This is a genomic window from Methanobrevibacter sp. (genome assembly GCF_045586545.1).
Classification (GTDB): domain Archaea; phylum Methanobacteriota; class Methanobacteria; order Methanobacteriales; family Methanobacteriaceae; genus Methanocatella.
In genome coordinates this window covers 1-19,633 of record NZ_JAZNAN010000132.1, presented here as the reverse complement: position 1 = coordinate 19,633, position 19,633 = coordinate 1, and the positions used below count along the sequence as shown (strand labels likewise).

The 19,633-nt window shown below is 34.9% G+C and carries 17 protein-coding genes; 2 read left to right on the top strand and 15 right to left on the bottom strand.

Translation table 11 applies throughout. The features are described 5' to 3' along the window. Positions 1 to 8: 8 nt before the first annotated feature. The 6 genes from ACKI3D_RS09915 to ACKI3D_RS09890 form a co-directional block, all read right to left on the bottom strand. Entirely contained in the window at positions 9 to 5,009 is a 5,001-nt protein-coding gene (locus tag ACKI3D_RS09915) for a cobaltochelatase subunit CobN (RefSeq protein WP_407394152.1), read from the bottom strand. 364 nt (positions 5,010 to 5,373) lie between these two features. After that, positions 5,374 to 7,614, bottom strand: coding sequence for a RyR domain-containing protein (locus ACKI3D_RS09910; RefSeq protein WP_407394151.1), 2,241 nt, complete (start codon positions 7,612 to 7,614; stop codon positions 5,374 to 5,376). A gap of 53 nt (positions 7,615 to 7,667) precedes the next feature. Then, the gene (locus ACKI3D_RS09905; protein ID WP_407394149.1) at positions 7,668 to 8,468 is read right to left on the bottom strand and encodes an SIS domain-containing protein; all 801 of its coding nucleotides are present in this window, start codon (positions 8,466 to 8,468) and stop codon (positions 7,668 to 7,670) included. Positions 8,469 to 8,573: 105 nt separating this feature from the next. After that, positions 8,574 to 9,860: an O-acetylhomoserine aminocarboxypropyltransferase/cysteine synthase family protein gene (locus ACKI3D_RS09900; RefSeq protein ID WP_407394147.1), complete on the bottom strand. Its 1,287-nt coding sequence runs from the start codon at positions 9,858 to 9,860 to the stop codon at positions 8,574 to 8,576. Positions 9,861 to 9,957: 97 nt separating this feature from the next. Next, positions 9,958 to 11,709, bottom strand: coding sequence for a hypothetical protein (locus tag ACKI3D_RS09895; RefSeq protein ID WP_407394145.1), 1,752 nt, complete (start codon positions 11,707 to 11,709; stop codon positions 9,958 to 9,960). Positions 11,710 to 11,847: 138 nt separating this feature from the next. Next, positions 11,848 to 12,996, bottom strand: a complete 1,149-nt coding sequence (locus tag ACKI3D_RS09890) for an aldo/keto reductase (RefSeq protein WP_407394144.1) — start codon at positions 12,994 to 12,996, stop codon at positions 11,848 to 11,850. A gap of 100 nt (positions 12,997 to 13,096) precedes the next feature. Between ACKI3D_RS09890 and ACKI3D_RS09885 the strand changes: the two genes are divergently transcribed. Further along, a complete protein-coding gene (locus ACKI3D_RS09885) occupies positions 13,097 to 14,110 on the top strand; it encodes a 7-cyano-7-deazaguanine synthase (RefSeq protein WP_407394142.1) in 1,014 nt (337 codons plus the stop codon). 11 nt (positions 14,111 to 14,121) lie between these two features. Next, on the top strand, positions 14,122 to 14,292 hold the full coding sequence (locus ACKI3D_RS09880) for a hypothetical protein (RefSeq protein ID WP_407394141.1): 171 nt from the start codon (positions 14,122 to 14,124) through the stop codon (positions 14,290 to 14,292). 213 nt (positions 14,293 to 14,505) lie between these two features. Here ACKI3D_RS09880 and argH read toward each other — a convergent pair whose 3' ends face one another. The 9 genes from argH to ACKI3D_RS09835 form a co-directional block, all read right to left on the bottom strand. Continuing rightward, a complete protein-coding gene (gene argH, locus ACKI3D_RS09875; RefSeq protein WP_407394139.1) occupies positions 14,506 to 15,927 on the bottom strand; it encodes an argininosuccinate lyase in 1,422 nt (473 codons plus the stop codon). A 75-nt stretch (positions 15,928 to 16,002) separates the two neighbouring features. After that, positions 16,003 to 16,155, bottom strand: coding sequence for a 30S ribosomal protein S27ae (locus ACKI3D_RS09870; RefSeq protein ID WP_292784086.1), 153 nt, complete (start codon positions 16,153 to 16,155; stop codon positions 16,003 to 16,005). Positions 16,156 to 16,164: 9 nt separating this feature from the next. After that, positions 16,165 to 16,485, bottom strand: coding sequence for a 30S ribosomal protein S24e (locus ACKI3D_RS09865; protein WP_407394137.1), 321 nt, complete (start codon positions 16,483 to 16,485; stop codon positions 16,165 to 16,167). Between the two features lie 18 nt (positions 16,486 to 16,503). Beyond that, complete coding sequence (locus ACKI3D_RS09860; RefSeq protein WP_407394135.1) at positions 16,504 to 17,013, bottom strand: GTP-dependent dephospho-CoA kinase family protein; 510 nt, start codon at positions 17,011 to 17,013, stop codon at positions 16,504 to 16,506. A 10-nt stretch (positions 17,014 to 17,023) separates the two neighbouring features. Next, a complete protein-coding gene (spt4, locus tag ACKI3D_RS09855) occupies positions 17,024 to 17,200 on the bottom strand; it encodes a transcription elongation factor subunit Spt4 (protein WP_407394133.1) in 177 nt (58 codons plus the stop codon). Beyond that, complete coding sequence (locus tag ACKI3D_RS09850) at positions 17,197 to 17,781, bottom strand: DNA-directed RNA polymerase (protein WP_407394132.1); 585 nt, start codon at positions 17,779 to 17,781, stop codon at positions 17,197 to 17,199. The genes spt4 and ACKI3D_RS09850 overlap by 4 nt, the downstream gene beginning before the upstream one ends. A 36-nt stretch (positions 17,782 to 17,817) precedes the next feature. Next, on the bottom strand, positions 17,818 to 18,210 hold the full coding sequence (locus ACKI3D_RS09845) for a PIN domain-containing protein (RefSeq protein WP_407394130.1): 393 nt from the start codon (positions 18,208 to 18,210) through the stop codon (positions 17,818 to 17,820). A 10-nt stretch (positions 18,211 to 18,220) separates the two neighbouring features. Next, complete coding sequence (locus tag ACKI3D_RS09840) at positions 18,221 to 19,435, bottom strand: translation initiation factor IF-2 subunit gamma (RefSeq protein ID WP_407394128.1); 1,215 nt, start codon at positions 19,433 to 19,435, stop codon at positions 18,221 to 18,223. 54 nt (positions 19,436 to 19,489) lie between these two features. Continuing rightward, positions 19,490 to 19,633, bottom strand: a 144-nt coding sequence (locus ACKI3D_RS09835; RefSeq protein WP_407394177.1) for a S6e family ribosomal protein, incomplete at its 5' end; no start/stop codon positions are given.

Sequence of the window (19,633 nt, the reverse complement as noted above, 5' to 3'; positions counted from 1 at the left end):
ATTCACCATCATAACTTCTCATTAAATAACGCATCCAAATTGCTAGATTTCTTATCCTCATCCCTATCTCTGAAGTAGCCAACACCAATGATTAAGATTAAACATATTACGCCCAATACAGCTATTAAGCTCATTCCGACTTCACTTGCGGATTGTTGAGTAATCGGATTTATTTCAATTGCCTTTTTAACGTCAGCCCCTTCGACTGAAGCTCCGCCAACATCACTACTTGAACTCATTTCACCGACATCTGAAACAGCATCCCCATTTGAAGCGGAACTGCTTTGTGAGAATTGATTATTGCTGTTGGTTGTAGAGTTTGCTGAAATTGTAGAGGATGTTGAAGAACCGTTTGTTGGATTTGGAGTTGAAGGATCCACATTTGACGGGTCAACATTTTCCGGAGGGGCAACATTGGTATTGTTTAAAAATATTGGATTTTGAGTTGCATCGTATAATTTAGGCAACAATTGAGCCAATATATCCGGATTGACATATTGGACCGCCCATTGCATCATCGCTATATTACCACAGCTACAATCACAACATGCAACACCATTTTTGACGGTAGCCTGAGCCCAAGTATTTGCGATATCAGTTAGAGTAGCCTGATCAGCATTCCAATATCCCTCATGAGCCGCAGTTAACATTGTTCCACTCATGGAAATAAGTGAATATGCATTATTTCCGCTCATTAACCAGTCCTTAACTCCTAAATTGTATTTATCCTTATAATAAGTATTATAAACTCTATTCCATAAATCATCACTGACAGATGCTGGTCTTGTTACTTGCCATCCGTATAAATTGCTTACGAATTTGTTTGACATGTAACGGGCACCACTATAACCTTCGTTCATCATTCCACTAATCCAATCAGGATTGTCATATCTTGCAGCTATTTCCCTATACATCACTTCCTCTAAGGAAGAAACATAAGCGTTATTCTTATCAGCATACATCAGGACATTCATTTTTGGGGATTTGCCTGAAACATTTTCAACCGCCATGGACAAACCTCCCCAATAGTCAAAGAAGTCATCATTGTCAAGAACACCATACTGATTGGTATTACGGCTGGTAATGATAGTATCTGAATTGGACAGTGCCCTTAAGAAAACTAAAGAGTTAGTATCTCCCCAGTAGTTTTTGGAGTACATATTTCCCATTCTGCCTAAGTAAAATTGTGCCAATTCATCAGTATCATTCCATGTCCAGGACATTGATACCAATTTTGATATTCCTGCACCATAATCCCCGTTAGGCGGTGCAAAAATACGTGTAATAGCGCATTCACCGGCATAAGTGGTATTGTAACCAATGCTTAAATAATAACTGCAATCTTCAATCCAATGTTTAGCAACATAATTATCTTCTATTGCCTCATTTGAAACACCATAATAATTAATACTGGACATGACACTTTCTAAAGCTTGTCTTAAGTCATCAGTCATTAATGTTTTATTATTGATTAATGTAAAATAGGATCTTGCAAGTGCAACCCTATATGCATTATCCATTAAGATTGATTGAGAGGAATATAAATCCCTAAATAAACCGCTTGTAATTACAGTTACGTCAATTCTCTTTTTATCCCATCCGTCAGGACGAGTCAAATCATTTAATTTAATTACTTCAGGCATTGATCCAACCTTTTTACCTGTAGGATTTCCTTCATCATCATAACCTGCACTTGAGGAATCCGTCCAGACAGGCTTCATTCCAAGCAGATATAAAACTGTTGAAACCAATGCCCCATCGTCTCTTGCTGTTTCAACACACCAGATTCCCATGATAACCTTTTCGGTGGTGTCATTTAAATCCAGTAATGTCAATAATGCAAGAGTTTTAGCATATTCCCAAGCATCCTTTGTTGGAAGCTCGCTGGATTGGTCTTGGAACATGTTTCCACCAGTAGGAAGAACACTCGGTTTAATTACGACCTCTCCTCCTTCACCAACTGGAATGTATCTGCCATTCAGACCATTAATCATTGAATCTAACTCTGAAGAAATGCTTTGATTAATTAGATTGATATAGGTTTTAGCCAAGTTCAAGCAATTTAAAACATTTGTACTGTTGTATTTTGAATTCTGATTGATTAAAACATTGTTTACCGTATCTACATCCCAATAAATTAAGGATTTGACAATGTCATAAGACTTATTCAATATAAATTCCCTTTCAAATGCAGTTAGAGATGAGTAATCTTTAGAATAATAAATGCTTGAAAGCTCTTTGAATAAATTAATTACTCCCTGATTGTCTTCTAAAACCAAATCATAAGACAGCATTGCAGAAACTGTACTTGCAATGTCATTTTCATTCCATGCATCTCCTAATGCATGAAGACCCAGCGGATGTAGGGTGTCCTGTGTTGTCTTTAAGAACATCTCAATTTTTTCAATCAAGGAATCTATTGGAATTGTCTTTACATCACTTTTATTAAGTCCTAAATTGGTTGAATAATCGTTTTCAATAATTAAATTTCTAATTTTATTTTCAATAGCTTTTTTAGGATTCATTTCATAGTCATTAATTAAATTTGATAAATTAGTCAAATTGCCATATAAATGAGTATAAGCCATCGGAGAGGTTAAATGTGAAATGATAACAGCAAAACCTCTTCTTTTTGCCTGAATTGCCTCAGCCAATCCGTCACTAATATAGAAGTATAATTGAGGAACATCGCCTACAACAACAGATCCATAATCGGTTGATGAAAGCAAAATCTCTTTTCCAGGCAGCCATTCATGTGTAGCATGTCTTCCCACAAATATCATTGCATTTGGATGTGATTTCTGCATGTAATAGTAAGCTGCGAGATATTGATGTGTTGGAGCAACGGCAGTACAATGGTAAAGATTCTGGATATCTGCTTCCCATCCTCTTTGAGGCTCTGGAGCTATGAAGATATTTCCAAAAGTCAATCCCGGAATGACAAAGTAGTCAGTTCCATTCTTATTTATGACCATGACATTTCCAGGAGCTTCACCCCAACCGTTTAATCCAGAAATATTCAATTTCTTAAATTCATCGAAATATTTCAGATACAAATCAAAATAATCACCAGATTGAGTTTTAGCATAATCTTTCAAACTAGAAACAATATTTTCTAAAACTTTTTTAGATTCTGTACTTTTCTCTTCAGGAAGTAATGCTACAATTTGGTTATACCAGTCATCAATTGTACCTGCAATAGTTGAAGTATAATTGAGTTCAACCGCTCTTTTGGTTAGCTCACCAATATAAGCCACAGGCCCTTCAATTACTTGGATTTTAACAATATCCTCTAAACTGTTAAACCAGGATGTATATTCGCTAACAGGCAGCAATGTCACTTCACTGCGATTTGCTAATTTTGCAAGCTCGCCTGGTGCCCATGTAGCTACATTAATACCGCAGGAGATAATTAAATCTTCAAGTTCAGAAACATTTTTCGGTAATTCCCCAACATCATATCCGGCATCTTTTAAGGCATATAGCATGTTATAGATACTTTTTATGGTATCCAAATAACTGGAACCTATATTCTGTTTTCCTGGAGGATAGTTATAATAAATTATGGACAACAGCTTTTCATCATTTGAAGTGTATTTCAAATCTACCCAAGAATCAATCCTATCGGCCAAAAGCTCAATATTTCCCTTATGAGCAATATAGGTTGTTATTCTTGCACCAGTTAAATTAGAGATATAACTTGAAGCTCCACCGATAAATGTTGCATCGATGATTCCCTGTGTCTCGGCAATAGTAATATGCCACCATTTATCGCTTTTTTCAGTTGTAAGGCCAGTTGAACTTAGTTCCCACTGTTCATTGGAAACATAATCGGAGTGAACAGCCCTAAATACTGGAACGCCGACTTCTTCAAAAAAGTCGGTTGCCTTTGTGAAGTTTTCACCACCCACACCATATGCAACCATAGAAACGATAACATCAATGTAAATATCATAATTTGATGAATTGTCTAAAAATCCGGAAATATCACTGCCCGCACTGGTCCATGATTCGACCATGACCTTAAGCTGGTCGGCAGATCCCCCCGCAGCAAAAACTGGAATTACATTATATCCTCTGGATTCTAATGATTCAATAATAGAATAACAGGTATGTAACTGATAGGAGGAAACATACATGGTACTTTCAAGTACTCCAACTGTACGATTAAAGTTTGGATTGAAAAATGTGGCAATATACTCATCCAATGAGTACCATCTATCCCTATAAATCCCATAATTCTTGGAGCCGGTGAATGTAGGATTTTCAAACTCAACATCAACTCCTAGATAATTTAAAATGTATAATATTTGATTTTTTAAATTATCCTTATCGTTTAAGTCTTTATAAAGAACCAGTTGGTTTAAAATAGGATTAAAATCTTTTGCATCCTTTGTTAAGAAATCATTGATCTTTGCAAATGAATTTCCCCTTTTGGTATTTTTAAAGTAATTAATCAGTTCTTCATTTGTATACCCTGCAAATATCTTATTATAATTGAGAGTATTGTTTCTGATTAAATTTATGGAACTGGAATCTGAATTCAAGTTACCTGATGGGGGCTCCAATATTAAGAATATCTTTTTATCAGACAAACTAGGATTTTTTGATAATACACTTGTTAAAACAGAATCAACATCACTGCTGACCCATTCACCAATAAATGCATCGCAATCAGATAATAAACCACTCAATTCATCCTCATCCATGGTTTTTATTTGGTCTCCACTTCTGATTATCAAATTAACATTTTCAAGTTTATTTTCGCTGGAAAGTTCCTGACTAGCTTTGTCTAAGATATTTGTTCCAGGATTATCGCTAATTAAAAATAAAGTTGTATTTTGAGAATCTGATAAAACCTGTGAGGATTCATCTATCGAAATTTCATAAGAACTGGAATATTCATCGTTTGAAACCTCCTGCAAATCAGCACTACCAAAATCGCTTATTACAGTGTCGTTTGTCTCAGCAAAAACACATTGTGATAAAAAGCAAAAAGATAGAATCATTAGAAGTATCAAAAGAATATTACATTTTTTTCCATAAAATTTCATTTTAAAAATCCTCTCTAAATAAAAGGTTAAATTTAGTAGCAAAAATCTAAACAGAAATATTACTACCATTAATAATATTGTAATAATTTTAAATATATAATTTTCTAAAAGAAGTAATACTAAATGGCCTGAAATCCACTAAAAAGTAATAACTATTGTCAAAATTTAAAAATAATAATACTTAGTATTTAAATGAATGATTAAAAAGTAATACTTAACTAAAAGTATTACGAAAACCTAAAAAATGATAAAAAAAGTAATACTTTAAAGAAAAAATAATTGGAGAAATTAAATCAACAGATTTAATTCCCTTTTTGAATTAATTTTTAACGATTTTCAAATCGACATTCTTGCACAATTGCGGAAGATTCTTAAATGTGGCCCTATTTGACTCCTGGGTTTCATAGTCAAGTGCATCCCATTCAACAAGGTTAGGATTTGTCTTTGCAACTTCATCCTTAACTGAGTCATAGGTCCAACCTAGGTTAACTTTAAGCCTGTACCATGCATTGTGTTCCCTTTCTGCCAAATAATCAACGGAATCTTCATCCAAACTGGTAATTGGCTCTCCTGGAGAATCAATATCCACCACATCATAACCGAGTTCTGATAGGATTTTAACCAGGAAATCAGTCTGTTTATAATTGGAATACTTTGTATATTCCGGCAGCTCTTCAAAAGTCACTTCATTTGTGTAGAAATTATGCATTTCAAAAGTCAAAAGCCTGATTTTTGTTCTTACAACCTTCAAACCGATTGATTGCATCAAAGATGGAATGTTCTTAACCGGATCGATATCATATTCCTGAATGTCTGCAGGAAGTTCCTCCCATGGAACCAGATAAGGGGTCACGAGATTTTTGATATCCTTTTTCTCACCGTATACCCAACCGGTACCTTCTTTTTCAGCACACCATTCGTCATGCTCGAACATTGCCAAATCAAGCACTTCATTATCTGAAAACTCCAAAATTGGTTCCCTTTCATCATTTTCATCAGCAAGTTCACAGCCGATAATTCCCAATTTAACTGGAATTGACCTTGCCTGTCTGATATTGGCTATTTTTAGCTGGGAAGTCAGCTCGTCGAATGAGCATAATCCGTTGTATTTTTCCATGAACTCCTCATCCGGCTCTTCGCCTTTGGCAATTTTTTCTTCATATTGCTTTTTGGTAGTTTCCACATATTGGTTATGAGTCAAAATGGCCAGATTTTCAACGTTTCGCAAAAGAATATCCGGCGCCTGAACATCCTTATGAATAATATTTCGGATAATATTTTCCTGTTGAACATCAGTGATTATTCTTAAACCTAATTTAAATACGCTTTTTAGTGATAAAACACTCTTGAGCAACTCTTCCTTATCTTCTGAGAATCCTAAACCGATGGACCCGCTCTTAACGATGTAGCTTACATCCATACCAGTATCATCAATTCTTAAAAGCAAATCATTGACATGACTTCTCTTTTTATCCTTCACTCCGAACGGACGTCTGTTCCACTCCTGAAGCTCATCACATAAGATTAATAAAAACGCTAAAGGTGATTGGGAAGGATGCAATGCTTTCAAGCTAAAAGGATTTTTTTGCAGGACATTCCTATAATAATTATGCAATAGAATGGCAGTTGCACTGTCAACAATTGGATAGAAGAAGAAATCCTGGTTTTTAGCATATTTTTGGATTAGATAACCATAGGAATTCAAAACAAGAATTGATGAGAAGAAACCATGGTCGATAAAGCCGCTGTTGCCCATGATATCGACAAACCTGTCAAGGTGCTTTACTACCTGATTCACGTCCACTCCTTTAAAGTCAGTTGCAATCTTATGAGCCATGATGTCTGTAGGCTTGAATAAGTTCAAGAATTTTGCTTCCGGATAAATGCTAGTATACTTATCCGCAAAATCCGGATTGATTTTGACAATTGTATTGAATTCATTGAAGTCCTTGAAATCGATTGCAGTATCCGCACCGTAGGAACTTGAAATGGATTTGATACCATCATTTATGAATTTTTTAAGCTGTTTTCCAATAATCTCGACAGGATAACCGATGTCGTGGAAAAGAGCTGCTACACCCCAGCGGTATAAAAACTCTTCATGGGAAAAGTCATCGTCAATTTTATAATACTTTTTATAAGGGCCTCTTAAAATATAATTTCTAAAGTAGTCCCTATAGCTTTTATTTTGAGAATAAATAGCTAATCCCAAAAGGAAAACATTAACGGAATGAATGAAGTGATCCCTTTGCTTTTCGATTAACTCTCCTGTGTTTTCCTCATATTTTTTCATTATCTTAACCAAATCCAGAAGGACATTCGGTTCCTTTGTAATTTTGGTATTCTTTGTTTCTTCAGACTTGTTTTCAGCAGTAATCTGATAAATCATGAAAAATGTTCTGTAAATCTCATATGCATTGTAGGAATTTTCATTGTCAAGAAATACATCGATTCCAGCTTTTAATAAGTCTTTGTAATAATGTCCATTGTGATAGTCATCATACAATGTTAACTGCTCAAAAAATTCATCGATATAGTGTCTTAAATTTGTTTCATTCATTTTAACACCTGATAAATATTATTTTATGTCTGTCTTTAAAAATGATTTTAGAATTAAATGGAACTGCTTAAAACATCATGATATCCTTTTAAATCCTTTTCACGCAGATTTAAGTTCTGCATCAATTCATTTACCAATGCATCAAGAATCACCAAAGCAGATAATTCAAATGCTGTTCCCATCAAAATCAATTCCAATGGACGATAAATGTTACTTATTCCTGAAATTTCAGAAGGCAATACTTCAATTGATTTCCAAACCTCTTTGGAAGTTAAATCAGCTGATTTTTTAGGCAATTTATCAATTTTAGACTTAATATCGTCATCACTTTCAAAGTTTATCAAACTTCTTGGCAATGATTCCATAAACTTATTGACATCCTCATCTTCCAGATTAATTAAAGTTTGAGGCAGAGAATCAATTACGATTCTTGCATCGGATTTTTGGGCAAGTTCTGATTCGGTATTTCCACAGACTGCTAAGAATTTAACATTATCAATTTTTGAATCTTCTACGATTTGAGTAATAGAATTAGATTTGCCTGATTTAGAAACAATGATGATAATGTCCCCGTCATTTACAGGAGGTACAAGTGATTCGCCAAATACATAAACATAGAATCCCAAATGCATCAGTCTCATTGCAAACGCCTTGGCAACAAAACCTGATCTGCCTGCACCTGCAAGGAAAATTGTTGATTTTCTTTCTTTTGACACTCTTTTATTGGAAGCGGATAAAATTATGTCCCTAAATTGGCTGATTGCCTCTTCCTGATTAACAACAATTGATTTGCATCTGTTAAGATTCCTTAAAATTTCATCTAAAGATAGTTCCATATATTTTAATTCAGACATTTTAATCTAACCCATATAAAATTGATTATATTATTAAATTTATATTCCAAATTATAAAATTATATCGAATAAAAATTAAAAAAAAAATAAGAAAAAGATAAAATATTAAATTTTATCTAAAGCCTGGTCAACATCGGCCAAAATGTCTTCAATGTCCTCAATTCCCACAGAAAACCTGATTAAATCTGGTGTTACGCCGGTAGACAATTGCTGTTCTTCAGACAGTTGGGAATGTGTTGTTGAAGCAGGGTGGGTCACTAATGATTTTGCATCACCGATATTTGCTAAAAATGAAATCAGTTCAACATTTTCAATGAATTTTAAAGCACCGTCATAACCTGCCTTAAGACCAAATGAAACGATTCCACCATAGCCCTTTTCTGCATATTTTTTAGCCACTTCATGGTTAGGAGAGCTTTCAAGACCAGAATAGGTTACCCATGCCACTTTTGGATGAGCTTCCAGGTGTTTTGCAACAGCCATAGCATTTGAAGCATGCCTTTCAATTCTTAAGCCTAATGTTTCAAGACCCTGCAGGAGCAGGAATGATCCGAAAGGAGAAGGAACCGCACCAGTATCCCTTCCAACAACAGTTCTGATTCTTGTTGTAAAGGCAGCGCCCTTGAATGTTTCACCAAATACCAAACCGTTGTATGTCTCATCAGGCTCAGACAATGTTGGGAATTTACCGTTCATCCAGTCAAAATCGCCTTTTTCAATGACAATTCCTCCTAAGGTTGTACCGTGACCGCCAATATATTTTGTAGCGGAGCTTGCAATAATATCCGCTCCATGGTCAAATGGACGAACTGAACCAATACCTACAGTATTGTCAGCAATCAATGGAATTCCATGGGAATGCGCAATTTCAGCCAACCTATCGAAATCGGGAATGTCCAGTTTCGGATTTCCAATTGATTCAACATAAATAGCTTTTGTCTTATCATCAATAGCCTCTTCAAACAGTTCAGGGGACTGTGAGTCGACAAATGTAACGGTACGGCCTAATTCTTCCAATGTATTTTCAAACAGTTCATATGTTCCGCCATACAGATTGTCCGCTGATACTATATTATCCCCGACTTTTGTTATGTTAATGATTGCATAAAATATAGCTGCCATTCCTGATGCGGTTGCATAAGCGGCAGTCCCGCCTTCAATTGCAGCCATTCTCTTTTCAAATGCTTCGGTTGTAGGGTTTGTAAGTCTTGTGTAAATGTTTCCTCCTTCTTTAAGTGCAAACCTGTTTGCAGCCTGCTCGGAAGACTCAAATACATAAGAGGTAGTCTGATAAATTGGTGTTACTCTTGATCCGGTCTCATCGACTTCTTCCTGACCGGCATGAACACCTATTGTTGATATATTTTTTTTGTTTTTAATTTCATACGCCATAGTAATCACTTAATAGTTTTGTTAAAACAGATATAAAAATTAGATTGCAGATAATATTTGCATTGATTATTTGTCGTTAAACAACATCCTAAGTTAACTATTTAAGGCCATAATACTGTTCCATATATTCATCATATGATAATCCGTAATAGTCCCATTCATCCAGATATATTGTAGCACTAAAATCAAAATGAACACCGCAATGCGGACATCTTTGAGTATCGATGAAATCAGAAGTGAGATAATGAAAATAATTGAAACATTCCGGACAGCCTACAACTCCTTCATCAGCAAATTCTATATCTCCTCCATTGTCATGGCAAATCCGTTTTACTTTATAGGCAAAATCATCATACTGGTGAGGAAAGTTCTCTATTACAATATCATCATCATTCAGCATTACAGTTAATGCTGGAACATCTTTTTTCGCACCGCAGGACGGACAATGTAAGATATAGGGTTCAAATTCACTGCCGCAGTTCATGCAGCTGTTTTCAAAATATATATTCCATTCGCTTTTTATAAGATATGAAATAGCACAGTTTTCACCATATTCCTTTAAAAGTCTTTGCCTGTATTGCACATGAGATTCGCCGATTACAGGTGCTAAGGAGTTAAAAAAATCAACTTCATCGGATTCATCGGGTTTATAAGTCCATTTAAAATTACTTAATCCAGCAATGTCCTTTTTAGCTTCAACATAATTATTTTTAACAGTTTTAAGCTCCCGAACTCTATCTTCATAAACACCGCAATGATGAGTAATATTGCATTTCTGGCAGTTGTCCTGCAGGGGTTCCACTTTACTTTGACACCTTTTGCAGTTGAATGGAGAGACAATCCACCATCTTGAACATATCTCGTCAATAATTTTATCGTTTTTTGAATATTCCTCAAGCAGTACGCTGGAATGGATTTCATCATTTATCTTATAGGGATTTTTAAATAATTCCTTTTTAAGAGAGTCCATGTCCAGAAATATCTGATTATCCCTAGTATAGCATCCGCGAGGATTTATATGCCTAACTGGCGTATTATAATTTCTCAGCACATTGCCGCATGAAGTGCAGTAATTATCTGTGTACTCATTATATGTGCCGCATTTTGGACATTTTACATCTGCAAACTCATATCCGCATTCGCATTTGCTTTGACCTTCCTTAAATGGCCTTCCGCAATTAAGGCAATATATCTCCTCAATTACCTCAAATTCAAATTTATTGCTGCAATGTGGACACTCATGAGTTTTCATAAAATGAGGAGAGATAAAACTAAAATAATCCGAACATTCAGGGCATTTTACCATTCCAATGCTAAACATGTTTAAATCAATATTATTTTTAATGCAGAACTCTTTAAATTGAAACAGGAATGTATCATAATCATTGAATTTATTAATGCCTTCAAAAAAGTCAAGATTTTTTCCGTATTCACTGTATTGGGGATGCTCTTCAAAAAAATTGCCGGAAGTATTATAATCAATATTTAAATCTGAAAGGTCATATCCGCATATGCCACAGACATGCTCATCTGAGGATATAATGTTACCGCAGCTAAGACATCTCTTATAGTTCTTTTCATTTGAGCTGTGAAATGAATTTTTTATATGGTTTTTTAACAGATATCCACATTTGCAACACTCAATACTTTCTGCAGAATTCAAAGCATTGCATTTTGGACAGTTAATAACTTCCTCTTCTTCACTTTTTAATTCCTCCTTATGATCAGAACCCTCATCCAATGATTTAGACGTAGTATCATTGAATGGAAACTTTTTACCGCAATAAACGCAAAATTTATTGTCAGTTTCGTTTAATTCGCTACAAAAAGGACATTTTTTATATTCCATAACTGCCTCCATATTTCAATTATAGTCTGAATGATAATATTTTAATAATAATATTGACACCAGCATTCATTATTTTATAGAAGATTATATTTAACATTATAGCGCAAGAATTTTCCAGCTTCTTTAAGCAGGAGAGGGTCAAAACCCAAATAAATCCTGTGCATCAAGCATAACATCCACAATATAGACTTCAAAAGGACATCTCGGTTCACATTCCCCGCATGCAATGCAATCAGTTGCATTATATTTCAAGTTGTTATAGTGCTCCTGTATGCTTGCTGGAACTTCATCATGGTTTTTTGCAAGGTCAAATAGCTTATTCACCATTGCAATATCTATTCCTGAAGCGCATGGAGCGCAATGACCGCAATAGGTGCATTGCCCTTTAAATGAATGTTTAGGCGCATTTTTCAAAACTTCCGTGTAATCCTTTTCAGAATCGCTTGCACTGCAATATTTCAAGGATTCCAATAATTCATCAACTGTCTTTACGCCAACGAAAATGCTTGAAACACCTTTCTGCTCCAGTGCATAGTGAATACATTGAACGGGAGTTAACGCTACGCCAAAAGGTGAAGTTTCATCACTTAACAGATTGCCTCCAAAAAAGCCTTTCATTACCGTCAGGGCAGTTCCGTTTTCCTCACATAACTCATATATTTCTGCTCTTTGGGGATTCAGGCTGGCCAAATCATTGTCAAATGCATCATCTTTTCTATACTCTTCAATGTCATCCATCGCACCGAACATGTCGAATGCAGGATTAATCGAAAACATCAGCAGTTCTATTTCAGGATTTCTGGCCGCCAATATGCCGATATCCGGATTATGCGTACTTAACCCTATGTGAGCTATTGTTCCTTCCTCCTTAAGTTTTCTGACGTATTCTATGAAGGGTCCATTCATTATCTCATTGTAATCATCCAATTGGTCAACATAGTGAATCATGCCGAAATCCAATGTATCAATTTGAAACCTTTCCATGAAGTCTTCGAATGCCGGAATTACCTTATCCATTTCACGTGTTCTAACATACTGCTCATTCTGCCAAGTTGCACCTATATGGCCCTGAATGACCCAATTTTCACGATTAGGCTTGATTGCACGGCCCAAGTGTGAGCGTACATCAGGTTCACTCATCCAACAGTCAACGAAATTAATTCCGTTTTCTTCGCAAGCCCTGATTAAAGCTTCAGTATCTTCATAAGGCCTTTCCACCAGAAATTCGGCTCCAAATGCAATTTCAGATACTTCAATTCCAGTATTGCCTAACATTCTATATTTCATATGATTTTCCCTCAATGTTAGATATGTTGAAAAAAATTATTAAAGATTTCTTTAGATTAAAAATTTATATAACAAATTTTAAAATAATATTAGATTAACAATGTACACCAAAGAATTTATTTTAAGCGAAGTCAATCGGATTCGTGAAGAGATTGGGCATGATAAAGTAAATATTTTTATTGAAGAGATTTACTTTGAAAATAACGAATTGTGGATCATTACTGAAGACCGCCCAGATAAATCAGCAATTATCGGAAAAGGCGGATGGGTAGTGGGAAAGCTTAAAGAAAAGCTTAATTTAAACAGCATCCATGTTGAGTCTTATGGAGACTTTCTAAACAAGGAATACAAATTAAAGCTATCCAAAAAAACCGTCCATAACCTAAATTCAGATTTGACAGGTATTAAAAACCTGGAAAAGGTAATTGATTCCAAATTGGATAACATTTACAGCTTCAACCTTGAAAACTATATAGATGAAAATGAATTTGAAGAGTCAGAAAATATTGAGGCTGTCGTTGCACTTTCAGGCGGAGTCGACAGCAGCTTTTCACTTATTTTAGCCAAAAAATTAGGCTTCAATCCGATTGCCGTTACAGTTGATCCTGGAACAATAATTCTGCCGAAACAGTTCAAGGACAACATTCATAATTTATGTGAAAAATTAGATGTTGAGCATGAATATATTGAAGCCGACTATTCAGACATTATCCAGGAATCATTTACTGGAAAGCTTCATCCCTGCGGAAGATGTTCCAAAAATACTTCAGAGCTGGTGAAACAATATGCAAAATCTAGAGAAATACCGATAATTGTCTTTGGTGATATGCTTGCAACCGGCAGTCAATGCATAAATCTGCAGGAGGATTCATTATATCGATTGAACCTTCCGGCAAGTTTAAGTATCGGCAAACAACATATAAAATCATTGATTAGAAAGTATGATTTAAAGGAGATTAAAGGATTTGGTTGTCCGCTTCTTTATGAAGTGCATAAGAAATTCCCTTATCTCAAGAAATTTTCAATCCAGAGAATCCTAAGGGAAACCCGTTCAGGCGCACTGGAACCGGGTGAGGCTCTTAATTTAATCTGGAGTTTTTACAAAACAAAATAGCAGGTGATAATATGATGCATAAAATCTGTCCAAGATGCGGATCTAGAAACGTGAAATGGATTATACCTCAGAACTGGTCTCAATGGGAATGTTATGACTGTGACTATACCGGACCAGTCATTGAAGCTGATGAGGAACTTGAAAAAGAGATACGTGAAAATTACAAAGAAACAAAAGATTAAAACAGCTGATGATTATAGAGTGAGATAAAATAAGAGCTGAGCTTTACTTATTGAACTTATTGAGGAATAATTAATAAGTATCTTATAATATCCCATCCCAAACCATGCGCAATAACCAAAAGATTATATTCGCAATTATTATTTTGTCTGTTTAAGTATATAAAGTTTAGGTAAACCTAAATAATTTTTAAAATAAAAAAATATAGGAATTGATTAAATTCCCTGTTTTTCAAATTCTTCATTTAAAAAGTCTTTGATGTTGTCACGTGCAATTTCAACCATTTCAGGAGCAGGACCCCCTGGAACAGCCCTAATTCTAACGTTTTCTGCCGGATTTAATGCCCTTTGAATTAAATCATCATCCAAATTCAACTCATCAAAACCTAAATCAACAGCAATGTCATCGATGAATCTGGAAGTGATGTCCTCTTCAGCCATTTCATTAGCTGTGGCTTCATTGACTATTCTTCCAACAATCTTATGAGCGGTTCTAAATGGAATATTCTTCTCACGAACCATAATATCGGCTAAATCGGTTGCAGTTGCAAAGTTTTTGCCGGCGAGCTCTGCACATCTGTCAACTTTAAATTCGACTGAAAGCAACATTTTAGTTACAATTGACAATGTATCTTGAGTTACATTAATTGAATTCCATAAATGAGGAGTAATTTCCTGTAAATCCCTATTATATGTGTATGCAATAGCCTTCAATATAGTTAAGATTGTAACCAATTCACCATTTACAATAGCGCATTTTCCTCTTGCAAGTTCTGCAACATCAGGGTTTTTCTTTTGTGGCATAATAGAAGAAGTTGATGAATATTCATCGGCCATTTCGATAACGCCGAATTCATAAGTGCTCCATAATACAAGCTCTTCACAGATTTTGGATAATGTGGTGCACAGACAGACCATGTCAAATACTGCCTCAGCGATGAAGTCCCTTGCAGAAACCCCGTCCATTGAGTTTTCAAGATATGCATCAAAGCCAAGTAAATCAGTAGTTAATTGTCTGTTAATCGGAAAACTGGTAGTTGCCATAGCGGCGGAACCCAATGGATTCAAATTAACACGTTTATAAGTGTCGTCAAAACGTTCATAATCCCTTTTAAGTGCCTGTACATGAGCCATCAAGTGATGGGCTATTGTAATAGGTTGAGCATGCTGCAAGTGAGTAAATCCAATGAAAACATCTTCCAAATGCTCGCCTGCCATTTCAACAAGGCCTTCCATAAACTCCAAAATGCCAATCTGTATTTCGGAAATCTTTTCCCTTAAAACTAATCTGACATCACATGCCACCTGGTCATTACGTGATTTTGCAGTATGCATAAAACCAGCCTGAGGACCAATTTTGGAAGTTACATAGTTTTCAATAGCCATATGAACGTCTTCAACAGAAGGATCAAATACTAAAGCATCATATCCTTCTTCCTTAAGACTGTCAAGAGCACATAAGATATTATCTGCAATATCCTCATCAATGATGCCTTCATGTTTCAGCATTGAAGTGTGTGCAAAATTAGTTTTAATGTCTGCTTCAAAAAGAAGTTTATCTGCTTCAAGTGATGAAGTATATATAGCCGCTTCATCAGTCATTCCAGTTTTAAAACGACCGTTTCTAATATTATCCAACAAAATCCCTTCTTAAAAATGATTTAAGATTAAAATAAAAATAAATAAAAAAAAGAAATGAAGATTTAAATAATCTTATTTTTTCATTTCAGTGTATCCACATTTACCACAAGCGAATCTGTCACCATGGTCAGCCATGAATACGCCTTCACCACAACGAGGACAAATTGGGTTTTTTCTTTCAATTTTGTCGCCATCTACTTTGTAAAGATCAGATTTTCTTACCATTCAAATCACCTATTCTTCTGCTTCTGCTTCTTCTTCAGCAGGTTCTTCTTCAGGTTCTTCATTTTTAGCTAAAACATGTTTAGTTTCAATGTATTGTAAATCATCTACAGTATCATAAACTTTAGCATATCCTAATGCTTTAGGTTCACCGTAGTGAGGTTGTACATTGTCAACTACAAGTAACTCTTTTTTAGTATTTAATAAAGCTACTAATTTTGATTTAATGTCTAATACTTTAGGAGTTGCTTCTCCGTCATAATCAACATAAAATTTAATTTCTTTTCTGTTAAATAATTTATTTTCTTTTTCTTCGATAAATTCGATTTCCATGATAAAACCTCATTTAATTTATTCTTTAATAAATCCGTCAATAAGTATTTTAGCCTTATTTTTTAAGTCAGAAACTTTTAAAAGAACTAATCCTTCATTCGGTTGACCATATAAAATGGTGGTTTCTGGATTTGCCATTAAGATGCAAGGAAGAACTGCAAGATCTTCTTCCCCTGCTACTTCAATTACATAACATTCACCATTGTTAGATAATTCAAGAGCTTGGCCTATGGTTTCCCATAGATCATCTGTAATAGTTCCAGCAGGATTTTCCGCTTTTAAAATATGCTCTGCACGTATAATTTCATGAGTATGATTTTTTCTTTGAATTAGATTATCAATTATACCAATATTTGGATATAATTCGTATTTAGTAAGATTACTGAATGTTGCATCACCGACAGAAATTAAAAACTCGGAAGATTTTATCTCATCAATAGCATCTTCAAAGTCAGGATATAATTTGCCTAATGGCTTTTTGAGCTCTGCAATTATATCTTTATTTAATTCTGCATCTAAGCGTAACACAATAAACCCTCTATCTTACTCTTAAACAGTATTCTCCCGGAATTTCAATATTCAATTCACGGGCAATCTTAGATTCTTCTGGATTGGTTATAATTAAAAGACCACTCCAATTGTCAGAAGTTGGATTTCCGCAACTAGGACAATGGTCTTTGCTTGAAATCATTTTACAAACGGTACATGCTTTCATTCTTTACCCTTCTTACTTTTTTCTTTTGCTTCAGCAATCCATTCGAATCTACCTAAATTGGTTTGTCTCATAGTAAGAGGTATTTTAGAATTCCTAATATTATCACGACTATTGGTAGATTCATCTTTAATAGAAACACTAACAGCTCTGGCTCTAACTAAATCTCCCACATCAAGAGTTTTATTAGATTCTTTTGCTATTAATGCAACTCTTTTCGCATCATAGTTAATATAATCATCAGTGACTTGAGAAACATGAATTAAACCATCCATAGGTCCAATTCTCACAAAAGCACCGTAATCAGCAATATCAATTACTTCACCATTGAAAATTTCATGTTGCTCAGGTTTAAAGAAAATTGATTCGAAGACAACATTATGATATGAAGCACCATCACCCATAATGAGCCTACCTTCACTGATTTCAACAATCTCATTAACGCAAATGAGTAAACCAAGTTTTTTGTCTAAACGACCCTCGTAAGTTTCGTTTAAAGTTTGAATAGCGACTTCTTCGAGAGGATCACCAAATCTGTAAGGTGGTATTCTTACAGTGTCCTCAATTTTTGTTTTATAATACAAGACAATCCCTCATTTTTTTAATAAGTTTAATTAATATTATATTTTTCCTTCAACAGCAATATATTTTTTTTGCCTAAGATATGCAACAGTGATGCCCATATCTTTTGCGCGCTTTTTTAATTCTATATCATTTGTAGCTAATACTTCTGAAACTCTAAGTAACGCATCATCCACAGTTTCATTTTCAAGTAAAGAAATATCCTTTATTTCAACTTTTGAAGAATTAGCTAATTTCAAGGCCAAATTTGCATTCAGCCTTACTTTTCCTTTATTATTATTTTTCAAACCCTTCAATTCATTGATAACAAAGCTAGGAGTTGTTAATTTATAAGAAGGTAATAATTTTTCAAGTTCAGTGATAATGTCTACATTGAACTGAAAAGGAACCATAAAAAAATTGGTATCAATTACAACTTCTTTAGAGTCCATTATTTGCCCTCTATTTAATAATACCGTAACCAATTAATCTCCAACGAGCGCCAACTCTACGGCTTAAAGCTACTCTGTCACCAGGGCTTGCGCAAACTGGCAATTTGAGAACGACATCAACATCATTTTTCTTAGTTGCAGTAACCACACCAATAGTAGTTGTAGTACCACAATTAATCATCAATGGTTCTTTGATTTTAATTGGAGCAACTTCACGTTCGTCTTTAGTACCGACAACACGGTCAAGTAAATTAGCTTCCATACTAAATGCATCCAATACATCAGGCAATGTTCCCTCTTCACCAGCAACAGTACCGGATAATGAATCTGATTTAGTTAAAGATGGATCTAATTTGGTTGCAATACCTACAAGTCCACCCGGACCGATTTCTTCAACTTGTTCCCCATTAGCTTCAAGACCGATAATTTCAGATTTCAGGATGAGTCTTTCACCGTTATTAGTAGGGCCTGGTCTGATTTCAATAGTATCACCAAGTTTAAATTTACCCTGAACTAGGGTACCACCAATAACTCCTCCCTTAATCTTATCAGCACCTGAACCAGGTTTGTTGATATCAAATGACCTTGCAACATGCATCAATGCAGTATCATCGATATTTCTTTCAGGGGGTTGAATTTGTTTAAGCATTGCTTCAATTAGTATATCGACATTTGCTCCTTGTTGAGCAGATACAGGTATTATTAAAGCATCTTCAGCACAAGTACCTTTAACAAATTCCTTTATTTCTTCATAACTTTCAATAGCTCTTTCTTTTGAAACAATATCAATTTTATTTTGAACTACGATTACATCCTTAACACCTATTACGTCAAGTGCCATAAGATGTTCTTTAGTTTGTGGCTGTGGACAAGTCTCATTTGCAGCAATAACCAATACTGCACCATCCATAATTGCAGCACCAGATAACATAGTTGCCATTAAAGTTTCGTGACCTGGAGCATCAACAAAGGATACTTTTCTAATTAATTCAGTTTCGCTACCACAGATTTCACAAACATCAGAAGTAGTATAACATTCAGGTTCACCGCATTTAGGACATTTTTTAAATTCAATGTCTGCATAACCTAAACGAATGGAAATACCTCTTTTTGTTTCCTCACTGTGAGTATCTGTCCATACCCCGGATAATGCTTTAGTAAGAGTAGTCTTACCATGGTCTACGTGACCAACTAAACCTATGTTAACATCTGACTGTACATTCACAGATAACCACCTTCTTTATAAATTTAATAAAGTAAAATAAGGAAAATAGTAGAACTATTCTTCCTCTTCTTCATCAGCACCAAGAATATCAGCTATTGGTTTTGCACCTTCTTTAACAACAACACTGTTAATTTGTACTATATCATCAGCAATAGTGTTACCTCTTACGGTTTTTCTTCTTTTAACACCATCAGCTTT